Annotated in this window: 17 protein-coding genes and 1 tRNA gene; 6 read left to right on the forward strand and 12 right to left on the reverse strand. The window is 37.1% G+C overall.

Annotated elements, in window-relative coordinates; genetic code table 11:
- Window positions 1-44: 44 nt before the first annotated feature.
- Window positions 45-206, reverse strand: coding sequence for a hypothetical protein (locus tag I3259_RS02665; RefSeq protein WP_238028209.1), 162 nt, complete (start codon window positions 204-206; stop codon window positions 45-47).
- Window positions 207-656: 450 nt separating this feature from the next.
- Here I3259_RS02665 and htpX point away from each other — a divergent pair, with 450 nt between their 5' ends.
- Window positions 657-1,544, forward strand: coding sequence for a protease HtpX (gene htpX / locus I3259_RS02670; protein WP_045082958.1), 888 nt, complete (start codon window positions 657-659; stop codon window positions 1,542-1,544).
- A 73-nt stretch (window positions 1,545-1,617) separates the two neighbouring features.
- On the opposite strand, the gene I3259_RS02675 is transcribed toward htpX, so the two are convergent.
- The 3 genes from I3259_RS02675 to I3259_RS02685 form a co-directional block, all read right to left on the reverse strand.
- On the reverse strand, window positions 1,618-2,835 hold the full coding sequence (locus tag I3259_RS02675) for an MFS transporter (RefSeq protein WP_238028210.1): 1,218 nt from the start codon (window positions 2,833-2,835) through the stop codon (window positions 1,618-1,620).
- A gap of 47 nt (window positions 2,836-2,882) precedes the next feature.
- Window positions 2,883-3,068 carry a hypothetical protein gene (locus I3259_RS02680; protein ID WP_238028211.1) on the reverse strand — a complete coding sequence of 62 codons (186 nt, stop codon included), beginning with the start codon at window positions 3,066-3,068 and terminating at the stop codon, window positions 2,883-2,885.
- 163 nt (window positions 3,069-3,231) lie between these two features.
- Complete coding sequence (locus I3259_RS02685; protein WP_238028212.1) at window positions 3,232-3,585, reverse strand: DUF6404 family protein; 354 nt, start codon at window positions 3,583-3,585, stop codon at window positions 3,232-3,234.
- Window positions 3,586-3,855: 270 nt separating this feature from the next.
- Here I3259_RS02685 and I3259_RS02690 point away from each other — a divergent pair, with 270 nt between their 5' ends.
- The 4 genes from I3259_RS02690 (at window position 3,856) to I3259_RS02705 (ending at window position 6,144) form a co-directional block, all read left to right on the forward strand.
- Window positions 3,856-4,323 (forward strand): hypothetical protein, encoded by a 468-nt coding sequence (locus I3259_RS02690; protein WP_238028213.1) that lies wholly within the window; start codon window positions 3,856-3,858, stop codon window positions 4,321-4,323.
- A gap of 435 nt (window positions 4,324-4,758) precedes the next feature.
- A complete protein-coding gene (locus tag I3259_RS02695; protein ID WP_238028214.1) occupies window positions 4,759-5,154 on the forward strand; it encodes a hypothetical protein in 396 nt (131 codons plus the stop codon).
- 21 nt (window positions 5,155-5,175) lie between these two features.
- The gene (locus tag I3259_RS02700) at window positions 5,176-5,967 is read left to right on the forward strand and encodes a phosphorylase (RefSeq protein WP_238028215.1); all 792 of its coding nucleotides are present in this window, start codon (window positions 5,176-5,178) and stop codon (window positions 5,965-5,967) included.
- Window positions 5,968-6,053: 86 nt separating this feature from the next.
- Window positions 6,054-6,144: transfer RNA gene (locus tag I3259_RS02705), tRNA-Ser, on the forward strand.
- 59 nt (window positions 6,145-6,203) lie between these two features.
- Here I3259_RS02705 and I3259_RS02710 read toward each other — a convergent pair.
- The 3 genes from I3259_RS02710 to I3259_RS02720 form a co-directional block, all read right to left on the reverse strand.
- Window positions 6,204-7,724, reverse strand: a complete 1,521-nt coding sequence (locus tag I3259_RS02710; RefSeq protein ID WP_238028216.1) for a methyl-accepting chemotaxis protein — start codon at window positions 7,722-7,724, stop codon at window positions 6,204-6,206.
- Between the two features lie 186 nt (window positions 7,725-7,910).
- Window positions 7,911-8,564, reverse strand: coding sequence for a nitroreductase family protein (locus I3259_RS02715; protein WP_238028217.1), 654 nt, complete (start codon window positions 8,562-8,564; stop codon window positions 7,911-7,913).
- A gap of 146 nt (window positions 8,565-8,710) precedes the next feature.
- Complete coding sequence (locus I3259_RS02720) at window positions 8,711-9,091, reverse strand: hypothetical protein (protein ID WP_238028218.1); 381 nt, start codon at window positions 9,089-9,091, stop codon at window positions 8,711-8,713.
- Between the two features lie 213 nt (window positions 9,092-9,304).
- Between I3259_RS02720 and I3259_RS02725 the strand changes: the two genes are divergently transcribed.
- Window positions 9,305-9,586 carry a hypothetical protein gene (locus tag I3259_RS02725; protein WP_238028219.1) on the forward strand — a complete coding sequence of 94 codons (282 nt, stop codon included), beginning with the start codon at window positions 9,305-9,307 and terminating at the stop codon, window positions 9,584-9,586.
- 46 nt (window positions 9,587-9,632) lie between these two features.
- Here I3259_RS02725 and I3259_RS02730 read toward each other — a convergent pair whose 3' ends face one another.
- The 5 genes from I3259_RS02730 to I3259_RS02750 all read right to left on the reverse strand — a co-directional run bounded on the left by I3259_RS02730 (window position 9,633) and on the right by I3259_RS02750 (window position 15,554).
- Complete coding sequence (locus tag I3259_RS02730; RefSeq protein WP_238028220.1) at window positions 9,633-10,145, reverse strand: hypothetical protein; 513 nt, start codon at window positions 10,143-10,145, stop codon at window positions 9,633-9,635.
- Window positions 10,142-11,257 carry a cytochrome c peroxidase gene (locus I3259_RS02735; RefSeq protein ID WP_238028221.1) on the reverse strand — a complete coding sequence of 372 codons (1,116 nt, stop codon included), beginning with the start codon at window positions 11,255-11,257 and terminating at the stop codon, window positions 10,142-10,144. The genes I3259_RS02730 and I3259_RS02735 overlap by 4 nt, the downstream gene beginning before the upstream one ends.
- A 170-nt stretch (window positions 11,258-11,427) precedes the next feature.
- A complete protein-coding gene (locus tag I3259_RS02740; protein WP_238028222.1) occupies window positions 11,428-12,897 on the reverse strand; it encodes a C69 family dipeptidase in 1,470 nt (489 codons plus the stop codon).
- A gap of 244 nt (window positions 12,898-13,141) precedes the next feature.
- Window positions 13,142-14,944 carry a hypothetical protein gene (locus I3259_RS02745; RefSeq protein WP_238028223.1) on the reverse strand — a complete coding sequence of 601 codons (1,803 nt, stop codon included), beginning with the start codon at window positions 14,942-14,944 and terminating at the stop codon, window positions 13,142-13,144.
- Window positions 14,945-15,218: 274 nt separating this feature from the next.
- Window positions 15,219-15,554, reverse strand: coding sequence for a hypothetical protein (locus I3259_RS02750; protein WP_045127093.1), 336 nt, complete (start codon window positions 15,552-15,554; stop codon window positions 15,219-15,221).
- Window positions 15,555-15,722 lie beyond the last annotated feature (168 nt).

The following is a 15,722-nucleotide window of genomic DNA, read 5'->3' on the forward strand; positions in this document are numbered from 1 at the left end:
TCATTGAGTGCCTTTTTCTGTATAACTGATCGGTATTACACAAATTAATTATCTTGGTTAAGACCAATGAGTAATTCTTGTGTTTCTGTTGCTGATGTTGTGCCTGTCTGATCAATACCCAGCTCTTTATGAGCTTCCTCTAAAGACATGCCAAGGTGACAACGTAAAATATCAATGGCAACTTGGTAATTTTCTTTACTAGCCATGAATCCTCCCTGGTTCAAAGTTTTGTCTATCTGTAAACATAATCACAATAGTCGAGAATGTATTTTTAAGCAATAAGACTAAAGTCTAACAAGTGGGATATTGCACTTATAAAAAATTTAACTCATTGATAAATATATATATTTACATATGGAAAATATGGTATTAATTTCATATTATTGGTGTAAGGGAAACATAAACAGCATCATAGATTTATTATGGTAAATAAATAAAGCAAAACCTTTAGTTGATATTTACTGTTGATAAATTGCTTCTTTGAACATATATAAAGAATTAGTAACAATTAAACTCTTTAAATCATACCTATATTCATTGAATATAGTGTTAAGTTACAGACTTTGTTTACTATAGGGTTTGTATTAAGAGATAGCATCGATCTTACTGATAACAGTAGGGATTGAAATAATTTCTAAGTGGAGAATATTAGAAATATGAAGCGTATTGCATTGTTTTTATTAACAAACTTAGCAGTAATGCTGGTGTTCAGTGTCGTACTGAACATTGTTTATGCTGTAACAGGGATGCAACCAGGTAGCCTTTCTGGTTTGCTAGTTATGGCTGCACTATTTGGTTTTGGTGGTTCATTGGTTTCTTTGATGATGTCAAAGTCAATGGCCCTTCGTTCTGTTGGTGGTGTGGTTATCGAAAGCCCACGTAACGAAACAGAACATTGGTTGATGGAAACAGTATCTCGCCAAGCACAACAGGCGGGTATTGGAATGCCAACAGTCGCGATTTATGATTCGCCAGATATTAACGCATTTGCAACAGGTGCGAAGCGTGATGATTCACTTGTAGCCGTTTCTACAGGTTTATTACACAGTATGACACGTGATGAAGCTGAAGCTGTGCTTGCTCACGAAGTGAGTCACGTGGCTAATGGTGACATGGTAACAATGACGTTAATGCAAGGTGTTGTGAATACCTTTGTTATTTTCGTTTCACGTTTAGTGGCTGGCGCAATCAGTGGTGTGAACAATAGCGATGAAGAAGGTGAAAGTGGCGGTAGCTACATGACATACTTTATCGTATCAACCATCATGGAAATTTTATTTGGTTTTTTAGCAAGTATCCTAACAATGTGGTACAGCCGTCATCGTGAATTCTATGCTGATGCTGGCTCTGCAAAGCTTGTTGGTCGTGAGAAAATGATCGCAGCGCTTGAGCGTCTAAAAGTGAGCCACGAGCCACAATTAGAAGGTTCAATGATGGCGTTTGGTATTAATGGTAAGAAGTCATTATCTGAATTATTTATGACTCACCCACCACTAGAAAAACGTATTGAAGCACTTCGTCAAGGCGAATACTTAAACAAGTAATCGACGAAGACACTTTCAACTAGAAAGAGCTAAATAAAGCCCTATTAATGAAAATTAGTAGGGCTTTTTTCGTTTAACTTGCGTGGTGAGCAAGTAAACGAGGAAGAGGCTTGTCGTTAATAGGTAAGTGTACCAATGCAGCAATAAATGCCATGACAACGGTTAGCCACCAAATAGGCGTATATGAATGGTAATAGTCGTAAATACGCCCACCAACCCAAGCACCTAAAAAACTGCCCACTTGGTGAGTAAAGAAAACCAGACCGTATAAAGTAGATAAGTATCGCGCACCAAATATTTGTCGAACCAGGCCAGAAGTTAATGGCACTGTCCCTAACCAGCAAAAACCGATAGCCCCACCAAAAATAACAGCTGTATTTTCGGTTACTGGCAGTGTAACGAAAGCAGCAATGACAACAGTGCGCATTAGGTAAAGAGACGTCATCACATAACGCTTGTCGAATCGGTCACCCATAATGCCCCAGAAATAAGATCCGAAGATATTAAAGATACCAACATAGGCCAGCGCCATAGCGGCTGTTTGTGCAGGTAAACCTTTATCAGCTAAGTAGCTTGGTAAATGTGTCGCGATAAACATAACGTGAAAACCGCAGACAAAGAAACCTAAGTGAATTAACCAATAGCTTCTATTCTGAAATGCTTCCTTTAATGCTTCTGATAGGGTTTGGCTATCGTCAACCACAAGTGTATTGCTAGAGCTATCTTCCTTAGCCGTTTTCATAAAGGCAGCAAAAGCGATCATTATGCAGCACAGCAGGGCGAATATTTGCATCGCTGTTTGCCAATCAAATTGATTCAGCAGGGCTTGAGCACCAGGGATCACGGCAAACATACCGAATGAGCCTGCAGAGGTGGTTAAACCAAACGCTTTTGCCGTATGCTCTGCTGGTACAACACGTGCAATAGAGCCCAGAATAATGACATAACTGGTCGCACTTAAACCTAATCCAATTAAAGCGCCAAGACTGAGGTAAAGTACACTTGGCTCGGTTGCGATAGAAGTTAAATATAATCCTAACCCATACGCAATAGCCCCGCCTATGATGATTTTCTTTGAGCCAAAACGATCAGATGCCATGCCAATAAGAGGTTGGAATAATCCAAATAAAAGGTTTTGTAGCGCGATAGCAAAACTGAAAAATTCACGTCCTGTACCAAACGTATCAGATATCGGCATCATAAAAATACCGAAAGACTGCCTGATCCCTAGGCTAAAAATTAAAATACCAATGCCTAACCAAACTAGGAGAGGAAAGCGAAAAATGCTCATTAAGGATGCTCGTATAGTGATGTAGTTATGTTATATAGAGGGATGAATTAGTGCATGTGATGATGAGAAATAGCCGTCTCGTCATTCATCGTATTTTGTTGGTGGCAGCCACCATTTGTCGCATGTTTAGCAAGGGCATCTAATAATGGTTGGCAATGATGAACAGTAACTAAAGTGATAACAAGAAGCACAAGCAAACGGATAAGTTGCGCTGGTGTTGATTGTGAAAACATTATTGTCTCTAAATTATAGTGTGCAGCGTGCGTTAAAATGCGAGCGGCGGATACTATAGAAATCAAGACTCTGAAACAAATGAATAAAACACATTCAAGCTATGCGTTTTATGCATAGCTTAATAGGAAAGAGATAAAACAGGATTTGTTATTTCAGTGATTGCTATTTTAACTGGTGCCATTGACTTAAATTAAAACCTTTAGCACTGTAATGATAATAGGTTGCCATTGAAATACCAGCTGTTATTCCAGCAAATAGAGAGGTGAAAATAGCAGAGATGATAGAAATCGGTGTATTACTGATTATCTCTGCGATGATGAAAATGAGAGCAAAAATAAAGCTATACCATGCAGAAAAGATACAAAAGTTTGTTTTAAAATGGCCATAGTGAGGAAGAGGTACTTGTAATCCTGACCAATGCAATAATTGAAAACTTATAGGATGACTATTCGATGACTGAATCCCATAGCGAGTTAATTCTTGGTGTGCTAAGGCCAATTGCTGTTCGAAATGCATTATTTTTCCCAAAATATCGTGTATATGAAAAGACAGCGTTATAAATTATGATTATTTTGTAGTAAAAAATGGGTTTAAACAATCAAATAAAAATGAAATTACCGTAATTTAAACAAGAAATTTTCATGGTATCGATTTGTGTATTTCATCGATAAATATCTTTATTGTTTTACATTAATTATTGTTGTAAGGTTGCCATCTTAAATATAAAACAGTATTTAATTAGTGTTTTTCAACGAATCATTTGATATTCATATTGAGCAGTTATAAGTGCATAAGTTATTGTATCTATTTTTAATTATCTCTTTTCCATCATTTTCATTAAGCATTAATAGCTCTTCAGAGAAAATGCAGTTGTTAAAAGTTAAGCAAGAATATGAAAGCCAGATTCATCAATGTCAATTACTTGAAAATAGAAAATTAAAACCTATTAATGACCCATGGCTAAATAGTCTATCTCTAGAAAGAAAAAAGATAATACTTAATGAATTAAATAATGCAGCTCTTCAGCGATGTGTTATAAAAAAAGAAAAAGATTTCACTTATAACTTGTTAGATTATACAGCAAAAACAGGAGATAAACTTTTCCTAAATAGTTGGCTTATATTTAAATCAGCGTTATATGGTGAAAAATATAATTTAGTTTTAACAGAAAAAGAACAAAGAAACATTAATCGGCTAATGGGAATGCCAAAATATTATTATCCATTTGATATAAAATCAGTGAGTTATGTTTAAGGATAAGTGGATGGGGAGAAGGATCTCCCCCGGGTTAATTAAATGTTAATAAATGGAGATAGAATAACAACACCAAGTACAGCCATAAGTAAGCTGATACCTGTCGGTATTATCCATTGGTTTTTTGTGCTTTTATTATTTTCCATTTCGATTGAACCTCCTAATCCTTTTAAGAGCCAATGCTTATCTAACATCCTGTTAAGCATTCAATTATACATTTTTTAACAATAGCTATTAATTATATAATGTATGTAATTAAGTTGTTAACTTGTGATCTTGAGTCAATTAAATACGCTCATGGATATTATTTATAAAATTTTTAATTCTTATAAATAGAGTAAAAGTCCAAACCGCAACACAAAATTCCATTTTTATAGCTATTATTTTAATAATATTAGGAATATTTTGTCATTATCTCTTTTACGGAGTTCCACAATGACTAATTTTAAATATTATACCGAAGAGTTACCTTGCTTTATCTGTCATAAGCGAATGGCGAAAACTGAACTTGGATGGTTTACACCAAGTATGAAAGATGATGTCGTCGACCAGATAAAAAGTGTTCTATCTAAATCTGATACCGATTACGAAGAGTATTTCTCAGTGAGTATTGTATGCTCAGAAGATGAAGCTCGCGACTATTTATTACTAAATTACTATGGTTACTCTGAGCATGAAATCAACCATGGTCAAGTTAATTCAGATGATTCTAATGAAGTTAATGATCTCATTTCAGAACATATGACATCAGAAGGTGTGGCAATGTTTAAACACGAGATCGCTTTACAGAGCTGTGAGCATTGCACACCTGAAATTGATGAAGACTATTAAATAAGTAGTAAAGGAAAGAATATGCTGTGGGATATAGGTTATGAAAAGTCAAAAGAGGGCTTAGTTTCAGGTCAATTGCTACCACTAACAAATAGTGATCTTATCATTGAGCAAAATGGGATAGAGTTTATTGTTAATGTAGAAACAGAGAATATGAAAGTTAAACATTCCCCATCTGTAGCAACTCATGACCCTTTTGTATCGCCTTATAATCCCTCAGCATATATCAATACGATTGGAGAGCAACACGTTTGTTTATTAAATAAATTTCCTATTGTTGTTCCACATTTACTTATTTGTGCGAAAAATTATATTCCTCAAACGTCGCCATTAGTTTTAAAGGATTTTGAAGCTTGGATACAAGGAATAACAGATAATGGTGTGTTAGGTTTTTTTAATTCAGGGGCGATAGCAGGTTCTAGTCAAATGCATCGGCATATGCAGCTAATTAGAACATCACTGCCTTTAGAAAAGACAATTCTTCAGGGGCTATTACCTTTTAAACATGACTTGATGAGATTCGAATATTTAAATGCAGCAGAACTTTACCAGCATTACTTGTCGGTTATGGAATCAATGCAGCTGTATATGACATCGAGTATCAATGGTTTAACAGAATGTCACCCGTATAATATATTATTAACTCAACGCTGGATGTTGCTTATTCCTCGTACAAAGAATCAAGTTGGCGAAATAAAAGGGCATGGGGTTAATTTTATTGGCCGCTTTTTAGTGAGTTCAACTGAACAATTGGAATGGCTAGAAAAATACGGTTTTGAACGTTTTTTAATAGATTGTGGTGTTCCAAAATAATAATCCATTAAATTCGATTAAAGACTGTGCAGTCAGTGCTTGTCACTATTTACACTCGGTATTCACTTCGCTATTATTCACGCCATGGAGAGATGGCTGAGTGGTTGAAAGCACCGGTCTTGAAAACCGGCATACGTTTATAGCGTATCTAGGGTTCAAATCCCTATCTCTCCGCCATATAAAAAAAAGCCGCCAACGTAAGTTAGCGGCTTTTTTGCGTTAGTGACTTGATTTATTTACTTAAAGGCTTTTGAAAGATTAACTAGCTGGGCTGAGTTTTCTGTCATTTCAGTCATTGTCTCTGTAATAGTATTTATTTCACTAAGATTAATTTTTGAAGCATCGTAAATCTGATAGCTATTTACATTAATTTCTTTCGCAACCATCGCTTGTTGTTCGGCTGCTGTTGATATTTGGTGAGATAGTTGAGAGATTTGATCCATCAAAGACAGAATGTTACCTATTTTATCTGATACATCTTTTACATCAGATACGCATTCCTGCGACTTATCACTTCCCAATTTCATTCTTTCTACAACATTATTAAGAGATGATAAAATATAGTTAACTGATTTTTGTATTTGTGATGTTGCATTATGGGTTCTTACGCTCAATGCTCTTACTTCATCTGCAACAACAGAAAATCCTCTGCCATGTTCGCCTGCGCGAGCGGCTTCAATAGCTGCGTTAAGAGCAAGTAAGTTAGTCTGCTCTGAAATACTTTCTATCTCTTGCAAAATTCCAGTGATCATTGTGGCTTCAGTGGAAAGTGTTTCTGTAATAGTACTGGTTTCATTTATCTCATGAGTTAAATGGGAGATATGCTGAGAGGTAAGGGTAATTAATTCAGATGAACTATGGCAGGCATTTTCTGCCTCGGTCACGGTTAGTAGTGTATTTTGACAGTTTTCTGCGACATGGGTAATACTGGATGACATTTCTTCAATGGCGGTTGATATGCTATCGAGATGATCATTTTCTTGGACAATTTTCTCTTTACACGTATTTGATAAAACTGCGATAGTATTAATTTCAGTATCAACATTCGTCGATGCTTCATGGGTTCGTGCCAAAATGGCTTTTATTTGAGCATCTTTGAGTCCGATTATAAATTCAGCATGGTTGTTAATATCAGAGTTATAAATATGAATAGAAATACTGTTATATTTTTCTTTTAATTGATGTTGCCATGCGGGGGCACTGATTAACTCTTTTTTAAACAGTATTAAAATTAAAATAGGTAGAAGCAAAGAAAAATAAGGCGAAATAAAAAGGGTGAGTAAAATTGAAATAATGCTGATAAACAAAAAAAGAATGTGTTTGTTTACAGGTGATGCATAAGTTTTGAGTATTTTTCCTTGTTTGATCTTTTTATAAATGTGCTGTGCTTGTACTTTATGCTGATGAGAAAGAGGTAAGCGTACAGATTGATAACCAATAACATTGTCGTTTTCATAAATCGGTGTGACAAAAGCATCGACCCAATAATAATCGCCATTTTTACAGCGATTTTTAACGGCGCCTCGCCAAAACTTTTTTTGTTTTATTGTTCTCCACAGATCGCCAAAGGCTTCATTTGGCATATCTGAATGTCTTAAAATATTATGGTTTTTCCCCATGATTTCTTCACGAGTATAACCAGAAATCTGACAAAAAGTATCATTAACGTAAGTGATATTACCTTTTATATCAGTAGTTGAAACTATTTGTTCGTTGGCAGTAAGTATTACTTCAGTGGCTGTGCTTGTATCAGTCATAACATAATCCTCAGCTTTCGTAAGGGTAAGTATGCGCTAAAAATGATTATGAACACAGTTGCTTATTGTGGTTTTTTTATAGCTACATTTTTAATGTGAACTAAATCTTAAAATTTAAGTTTATTGCCTGTAATAAATAGAATTGTAATAAAGCTGCTGTTGGCAGCTTTATATGGTTATGAGTGACTATATTTTATGTACAACAGTTTCTAATGGCATACGAGATTTAGGTAAGCGTGCGTTAAAATCAGACTCGTCATGGTAGCCAATGGCGAGTGCGACAGGGCATGAGAAACCATCTAGCTCTTGGCTGAATTCTTTCTCAACACGTTTTACGTCAATACCTTCAAGTGGTGTTGAATCTATTTTTAATCGTGCAAGAACATGCAGAATGTTACCGAAAGCCAGATACAGTTGTGCTTTTGTCCAATTAGCATTGTAGCCACTCGGCTCGGTGTATAAATCCGCAAAGCTAAACTTGCTCACGGCATCGCCTTTTTTCTCTGGCTTAATTCGGCCATCAAGAATATTTTTATCAATCACGGCTTCAAAATCTTCAATAGAATAATGAGGGTTGTGAGTAAATAAAATGATATGGCTGGCGTTAGTTGCGTGAGGTTTATTGGCTAAAAACTTAGTCTCAAAGGTATTGCTAAATCGTTGTTTAGCATCATCTGATTCTAAAATAATAAAGCGCCATGGCTGCGAGTTGATTGATGATGCCGATAATCGTAGTGCTTCTGAAATGATGGCAATATTTTCTGTTGAGATGGTTTTATTAGGATCGTAACTCTTGGTGGTATAACGCCAATTTAAGTCATCTAAAATAGGGCTGTTCATCTTACTTTTGCTCTTATTATTAATTGTCGTATTAATAAAATGGGGTTAGTCAGCGTAATTTCAAGTCTTAAGGCGGTATGGTTGAGGCGAGAGGAGGGAGTATGACTATGGCGCACATAGCGTACACCATAGTAAATAGCATGGAATTATGCGTCAGGGCAGCAAGCAGTACAGCCTTGTAGCGCAATGTCATGTTCAAGCTCAATCATGCCATCAGCATTCTTGTTTGCTTTGATTTCTTTTTCAATTTCAACAAGGTCGTCTGGATCTACGCCTGTTGTTTGCATTTCTTCTTCTGAATAAGCGAATGCATTTAACAATAGGTAATACTTAGCTTCATCAACAGAACAGGTGATAGTAGTAACAAGATCATCAGAGTAATCATCACTCGCTGTAATGATGGTGTTTACTTGCGCAAGAACCGCTTCATGCATAGCAGGGGTTAGCCAACCTAAGCTTGCTTCTGCTTTTTGTTGACGGCAATCGAAACAAGGTAAAAGGGCGGTATAAAGATTAAAATTGCTCATGGTGAATCCTAAAAATAGCTCTAGCGATGAAGGTTACATTAGCAACGATCATAAACGTATTTGAACCATGCGTATATTAGGAAATTATCCTATTAACGTCTAATCAATAATGAGGCTTTGAATCAGTATCATGTTTATACTAAAACATAAGTAAGAGATGATGTGATATTGTATGTCAAATCATTGAGATAAAGTTGAAACAAAGGATTTTTGATGAAAAAGCAGGTGTTATTTTCACTGATTGCATTCGGCCTAGTGGGTTGCGCTGGAACGCCATCAAATAGCTATACGTTAAAAAATGCAGCAGGTGTATCGTCATGGGAGCTATGTGAAAATATTGGCTATCATGAGTTTTTTAATCGCACAGATAAAGCGGCGGAGCTTAAGCAATATGTGACTGAGCGTGGTGATATTGCACCAGAGTCTTGTGCGGTAGCGGCACAAAAAGGCAAAGAATTTGCTGAGCAAGAATACCACCGAAACACAGGTTTGTAAGTTTGAGAGAGTAAGCCTCAGCAATGATTGCTCAGGCTTGTTTCTTTTATAGATCTGTTGTGGTGATTTGCACTTTCACCAACTGGTTTGGCTTACCTGTAAGTTTCAGAGTATAGCTTCCCCATTCGTGGGTGTTTAAGTGGGTAAGGTATTGTGATTGATCTGCACAGTGCAAGTTAACAATATCAGCGCCTTGAATATCAGCCCCCGCCATCGATACGTGGGTTTTTGGTGTGACACCTACGATAAACTTCTCATTCCATTCTTTGATCGCCAGTTGAATATAAGCTTCACCTTGGTTATTTAGTTGGGTGGATAAGCCTAATTCTTTATTTAAAATAAATTCTTGCTGGCTGGCCTCTTCAAGTGTTGAAGCTGTAGCAATGTTTTTTGTTGGCAAGTTGCATAGCGGCTGATAACTTTTGGCAAAATAATCATTCCGCCCTTTATGTTCAGGGGTAATGTCAGGGTTCGCACTTACGGCCATTGATTGGCTTAGTAATGCGCTTAATGTCATTAACTGAATCGTCTTTTTCATGGTCTTGTTTATGGTGTTCATGACTTCACTTTAAAAGGTGGAAGACAGTTCGGGCTGTCTTTTTTATTTTTTAATGGAACTAACTGGCAAAAAGGATCTTGGTGTTGCTGTGCTGGTAGTCGAGTTATGGTTAAGCTATTGAGAAAGGCAACGAGCGCTTTTTTCTCTTTATTCGATAAACTAAAGCCTGAGATCTTGTTGTCTTTATTGAGATGATAACGACCATCTCCTGCATTTTTTCCTATCGTCAGTACTCGTCCACCGGCGGCATAATGTTCAATATACCGCTCTAGCGATTGTACGCTGCCATCATGTCCCCAAGGTGCTGTTTTGCTCACATTGATCAATGAAGGGATACGGTATTTTCCGTCGTCAGTTTCTTTGTGGCTAAAACTGGCTTTGCCACGTTCATTTTCAGGGTATAAGTGTTTGCCATCTTTATTTTTTATACCGTACAACCCTGTGCTGACATAAAGTGGGTCGATGTTGTTTTTAGGGGTATTTAATAGCTCGCCACCATGGCACTGTGAGCACTTTAGGTGATCACTATTGAACAGGGCTAATCCTAGCTTTTGCTCTTTATTTAGCGCATCAGTATCACCAGATAAATAACGGTGATAGGGGGTATCAACACTTTGAATTGTTTCTACATACTTCGCTAATGCGTTAATGACTTTCTGGGTTGTGAAACTTGCAGAGTGATAACTGGCTTCAAATAGTGGGGTATAGATATCAGACGCCTGTTGTAAACGTTGTAATAATAACGGCTCTGTCATCCCCATTTCTGTTGGGGTTGTGCCAAACAAAGGCAATAAAATAGCTTGTTCTAATGTCTGTAATTCTTTGCGACTTTGCATGAATTGGTCATAGTGGACAACATTGAGTAATGCTGGCGTGTTTAGTGTTGTCGGATTGCCATTGATATCTGGCACTTTGCTAAATCGATTTGTCCAACCAAGATCGATTGCATGGCAAAGGGCACAACTGCGATTGCCGAACTTTGATAAGCGAACATCATTAAACAAATAGCGACCTAAGGTGATCTGGGCTTGTTGCTCACTTGTTTTTGCCAATGCAAAACAAGGAACAAGGGCAAGAAAAATAAGGCTAAGAAAGGCTAGTCGTGTGCGCATTGTCAAGAGTGCTCATTAAAGAATGAGCAAATGATATAAGATGCGGAAAAAGAATAGGTATAAATATTGTTTAAAAGTGCGACATTGAAAAGATAAAACGAGAAATAACGCCTTAATTTTATAATCTTGGGCTATCTCTCGTTTATTGCTAGTGCTTACGTGTTATCAACTTAAGCGCCTTCAAAATGATATAGCATATCGGTGTTATGAGTCATCTTGGTCAATAAGGTATTGGTTAATTCATTGGTTAATACCAATGCGTTATCAACTGTTTTTTGTTCAAATTGATTGATTAATGCCTGGGCTTGTTTAGGTTGCTTTTTATATATCGCAAGATACTGCTTTTCAAGCTCTTGTTGCTTAACGGCCGTTTGCTGCTCAAATTGTTGATAGGCTTTTTGAACAATTGGCGAGAACTCACTCCAGTTGGTCATGGCAATGGTTTGTAACTTACGGAATTGCCAGTTAGCTGATAGGTTGTCTGCTTTATCTGTGCCAATCGTTAATGCTTTAGGCACTTCTGTCATACCTTGATAATAAGGAATATAAACGCTAAGTGCTGTCATCCCATAGGCCATGTATTCGGTTTCACCGATAGCGATAGGCAGATTAGGACGAACTTGCAATATGTGTGATTCTTGAGTTCTAAATACGGATATTGGTCGGTATGCTTCTTCCGGATTGCTATTCGCGTATGGGTCGTGTGACGTACCTTGATAGTGGTTTCGTAGCCCTTGTTCAACATCTGCAACAGATAATTTATGGCTTGGTTTTAAGAATACGGGGAAACTTTCACCTTGCGTTATCTTGGTATTTAAGCCTTTTGTATACATGTGTTGTAACGTCCAAACGCGTGGATAATTGTACGTTTGATCATTCTTGGTATCTTGCGAGTAAGCTTTGTGGAAGTTGAAAGCCTCTCCTGTAACAGGAGTGTATAAAGCATGTTGTTCGGCAAAGCTAACTAGTGTTGGAGACGCTAAATAATCGGGGTTATGCGGTTTATAGGTAGTTAATCGACCTTGGTTGGCTGAAACGAAATACTTATCGGCTGGGATCTTTTGTGCCATCCATTGGTGACCACTGCCTGTTTCTAAATACCAAATACCGGTTTTATCAACGAAGGCAACGCCAAAGCCTTCAGACGCGCCTTGTTTCTCAATGATCTTGCCTAACAGTTCAACGCCTTCTTTGGCTGTTTTTACACGTGGTAAAATGACATTCTCAATCGCATCTTCACCGATACCAGTATTGGTTACATACGGATCAACCGCGAGTGCTTGAGCACCGTTATAAATGGTTTCGGTTGAAGACATACCAACCCCAGCAGAGTTAAATCCAGCTTCACCCATACTGGTACCATGGGTATCAAAATCTGACAATGAAGTGTATTCCAGTGCATTTTCTGCTGCTGGGTAAGTAAAGTCATTGGCGTTTGATTTGAAGTCCGTTTTTTGCTTCGCTTCTGCTGTATGGTAAATAAACTGCTTGGTATTATTGGCTTTATAATCTTCGTTACGCGCGACAATAAAAGATCCATCAGTTGTTGCTTGGTTACCCACTAAAATTGTCGTACAAGCAAATGCGGGTACACTAATAGCTGAAGTAATAAGTGCGGAAAGTAATGTAATATTTTTCATTAATTATCGTTAAGTTATATGCATTGAACGAATATTCTTGCAGTTGAATGAAATATAAAACGTGACATGTGTCATATAATTTTTTGGGGTCGATGCATACTAATATTGCATGGATTGCGGGAGTAAAAATGCGTAATTATTTTGTATAGCGTGACTATGATTTAATTAAACATGACGAATAAAAATAAAAAGGAGAAAATAATTAAATACATTCTCCTTTTTATATGAATTTGAACATAGAAAATTACTGTGGGTATTTTTCTTCGTATTCACGATGAATATAACCACCTATTTCTTCATCATGATGATTAATCGACATACTACTTGCGCGAGTTTGCTGGTTAATTTCATGAATTTGAGACGTGTTCATCAAATCACGTTGGCTTGTTATGGCCGCTATCGATTCTCTGTTTTTTAAAAAACGGACTAAATCACCTCGGATACTCTCTAGCTCATGATCATTTTTGTGCATTTCTAAAATAAAGCGAGGGTGCTCAAGGTTATTTGTCCCAGATGAAGCAAATGAGCTACTAATAATACGGCTAACAATAATCCAAGGTGTAAGACTTGAACGGACTAAAATATTCTCAGAACGAGTCGAGTCGTGAATACTATTACCTGTCGAGATTTTTGACTCAGTAAACGTACCCTCTACTTTTAAATAGATAATATTGCTTTCAAATAGCATTTCAGCAAAAAACAAATGGCTAGCATTAGATAAAATACTACCTAGTGCTTTTAAAATACAAGCAACAAAGAAAAGTTGTGTCACCTTAGTTGCAGTGTGGCTACCTGTAACAATACCTGTTATTGAGAGTGCGGCAAACAAAACGGTAATAGCGGCTCCAATAAGCAGAAGGTTGCCAGTGATTAAGCTAAACATTCGAGTGTTATCTAATGCTTGATCGACTTCAATCGCTTTATACTTTGGTTGTACTTCTTGAAGTGTTTCTCCTGCAAAACTACCTTTAGCTTGTACTTGTTCCTCTAATGTTGGCTTTAGCTCTTTATAAACGCGATTAGGCACTTCTTTATAACGGCGATTTGCCATAACAAGATTATCAAGGTTGATGAATACTTCGTTTGGGTGGACTGACTCTTGCCAGTTCTCACGTAGTTCGGAAACTTCCACGTTTGGTTTAGATAGCGATAAACGCTTATTAAGCATGAGTGCCACAATAATGGTGACAATGGCTGCACCTATGATAATCGCACAGATAAACATCGTATTATGTAGGTTGGTGAAGTTGCTAATAAAATGGCTGACGCGAGTTGTTCCAACAACAAGCATCGCCAGTTTCAGTGCTAACCCTATTGCTATGGGTAATACAACAGCAGCAATCAGAGTACGAATAAATTCAATGTTAGATAAACGAGGCACACGTGTTTGCGACATACGGTTAAGTCGTAAACTGGTTAAAATCCACATGCATAATAACCCTAATGTCAGTACCACGGAATAAACAGGAAATACTTGTTTACCAAGTGAGCCAATAAAGCCAGTTAGGGAAATAAAAGCGACAAAGCTATAACACAATAAAGCGACAATCGTATTAGTCCAAGCGGCACATAAACGTTGAGCTAAATTGCGGATAGGGTAGGGCATGTAGATGAGGCTAGGGAAAATACTGTGCAATGCATGTGCAATAAACCCAGTTGGTTCGACAAAAGTCGCATTTTTACGACCAATGAGCATATCGGTAATTGTCCCTTCAGAGTAGGCGACATAAGCATCTTCTTGGTAAGCGTGCTCTGATGTGTTGCTATGATTATGCGCTAAAGATGTTGGATGATTACGGCCAACAAAATACTTAAGTGTTGCTGAAATACCACGGTAGGCAGTTGTTAACCCGCTGATAAGTAAAGCTAAGGCAAATAGGATCATTATCCAACCCGCTACCGTACTATGCGTTACCGTTTTTGCTGCTGAAAATAACCCATAAGCACCAAGGCAAATAACAATAATGCCACGTGCCGCTGTTATTTTTCCTTCGGTTTTAAAAGGATTTTTAAGTCCTAAATCAATTGACCCATAGTCAAATGCCATCAACAAACTCCCTGATCAGATCATAAACGCAACCTGATATATCATTCAAAATTCTGCTTGATGATATGGATATGGCTTGTGTGAATGTCAGCGTCAGTTGAATTTCTAGAGAATTTATTGTCAATAATGATACTTATTGGCATGAATTAATATTACTTACATCAATTAAAGCAGTTATTTAGCGGTGGTGTTCAAGGGGAGGATGTCCCCCCCTTGTTCAAAGCTAATTATCAGCAAGGAGATTTTTCTATGTACGATATTTATCAATATGGACTTAGCTGTTAAGCATAACCACGATAGCGATAATTGAAATGAGAGCAATAACATTGAGTACGCTATATAAGATAGTTTTAGGCATGCTAAAAGTCAGGTGATTAAAGTCATATTTGGTCCCAATAGAGGTGACAGCAAGAGGGAGCATAACCAGTAAGCCGAACAGCCAACGAATATTGTTAGTAATTAAATAACCAACCTGAACTTCTGCAATAATAAAACCAATTACTGCTAATACTAATGTCGTGATAGATACGGCGAACGTACGATTGTATGAGTCCATTAATTCCGCGAATGCTTTATATTCTTCATCAGTAAAATTAGGTTGATTAGCCATATTGTCGCTACACCTGTAGGTAATATCTTTAAAAAAGTGATGATGATTATAACGGATAATGTCACTAAGATAAAAAGGACAATTGCCTGTGTATACAGCCAGTCACGAAGTGATGGCGAAATATATTATTAATTTTATTAGAAAATTTAGAACGTTTTAGAAAACATA

It is taken from the genome of Photobacterium sp. Ph5, from assembly GCF_022129445.1.
Classification (GTDB): domain Bacteria; phylum Pseudomonadota; class Gammaproteobacteria; order Enterobacterales; family Vibrionaceae; genus Photobacterium.

What these genes read in the sequence shown, in the direction of transcription:
- I3259_RS02700 (WP_238028215.1), top strand. Translation starts at nt 5,176, where the DNA reads ATGCTGTGGGATATAGGTTATGAAAAGTCAAAAGAGGGCTTAGTTTCA.
- I3259_RS02720 (WP_238028218.1), bottom strand. Translation starts at nt 9,091, where the DNA reads ATGAGCAATTTTAATCTTTATACCGCCCTTTTACCTTGTTTCGATTGC.
- I3259_RS02685 (WP_238028212.1), bottom strand. Translation starts at nt 3,585, where the DNA reads ATGCATTTCGAACAGCAATTGGCCTTAGCACACCAAGAATTAACTCGC.
- I3259_RS02725 (WP_238028219.1), top strand. Translation starts at nt 9,305, where the DNA reads ATGAAAAAGCAGGTGTTATTTTCACTGATTGCATTCGGCCTAGTGGGT.
- I3259_RS02740 (WP_238028222.1), bottom strand. Translation starts at nt 12,897, where the DNA reads ATGAAAAATATTACATTACTTTCCGCACTTATTACTTCAGCTATTAGT.
- I3259_RS02745 (WP_238028223.1), bottom strand. Translation starts at nt 14,944, where the DNA reads ATGGCATTTGACTATGGGTCAATTGATTTAGGACTTAAAAATCCTTTT.
- htpX (WP_045082958.1), top strand. Translation starts at nt 657, where the DNA reads ATGAAGCGTATTGCATTGTTTTTATTAACAAACTTAGCAGTAATGCTG.
- I3259_RS02715 (WP_238028217.1), bottom strand. Translation starts at nt 8,564, where the DNA reads ATGAACAGCCCTATTTTAGATGACTTAAATTGGCGTTATACCACCAAG.
- I3259_RS02680 (WP_238028211.1), bottom strand. Translation starts at nt 3,068, where the DNA reads ATGTTTTCACAATCAACACCAGCGCAACTTATCCGTTTGCTTGTGCTT.
- I3259_RS02665 (WP_238028209.1), bottom strand. Translation starts at nt 206, where the DNA reads ATGGCTAGTAAAGAAAATTACCAAGTTGCCATTGATATTTTACGTTGT.
- I3259_RS02735 (WP_238028221.1), bottom strand. Translation starts at nt 11,257, where the DNA reads ATGCGCACACGACTAGCCTTTCTTAGCCTTATTTTTCTTGCCCTTGTT.
- I3259_RS02695 (WP_238028214.1), top strand. Translation starts at nt 4,759, where the DNA reads ATGACTAATTTTAAATATTATACCGAAGAGTTACCTTGCTTTATCTGT.
- I3259_RS02675 (WP_238028210.1), bottom strand. Translation starts at nt 2,835, where the DNA reads ATGAGCATTTTTCGCTTTCCTCTCCTAGTTTGGTTAGGCATTGGTATT.
- I3259_RS02730 (WP_238028220.1), bottom strand. Translation starts at nt 10,145, where the DNA reads ATGAACACCATAAACAAGACCATGAAAAAGACGATTCAGTTAATGACA.
- I3259_RS02710 (WP_238028216.1), bottom strand. Translation starts at nt 7,724, where the DNA reads ATGACTGATACAAGCACAGCCACTGAAGTAATACTTACTGCCAACGAA.
- I3259_RS02750 (WP_045127093.1), bottom strand. Translation starts at nt 15,554, where the DNA reads ATGGCTAATCAACCTAATTTTACTGATGAAGAATATAAAGCATTCGCG.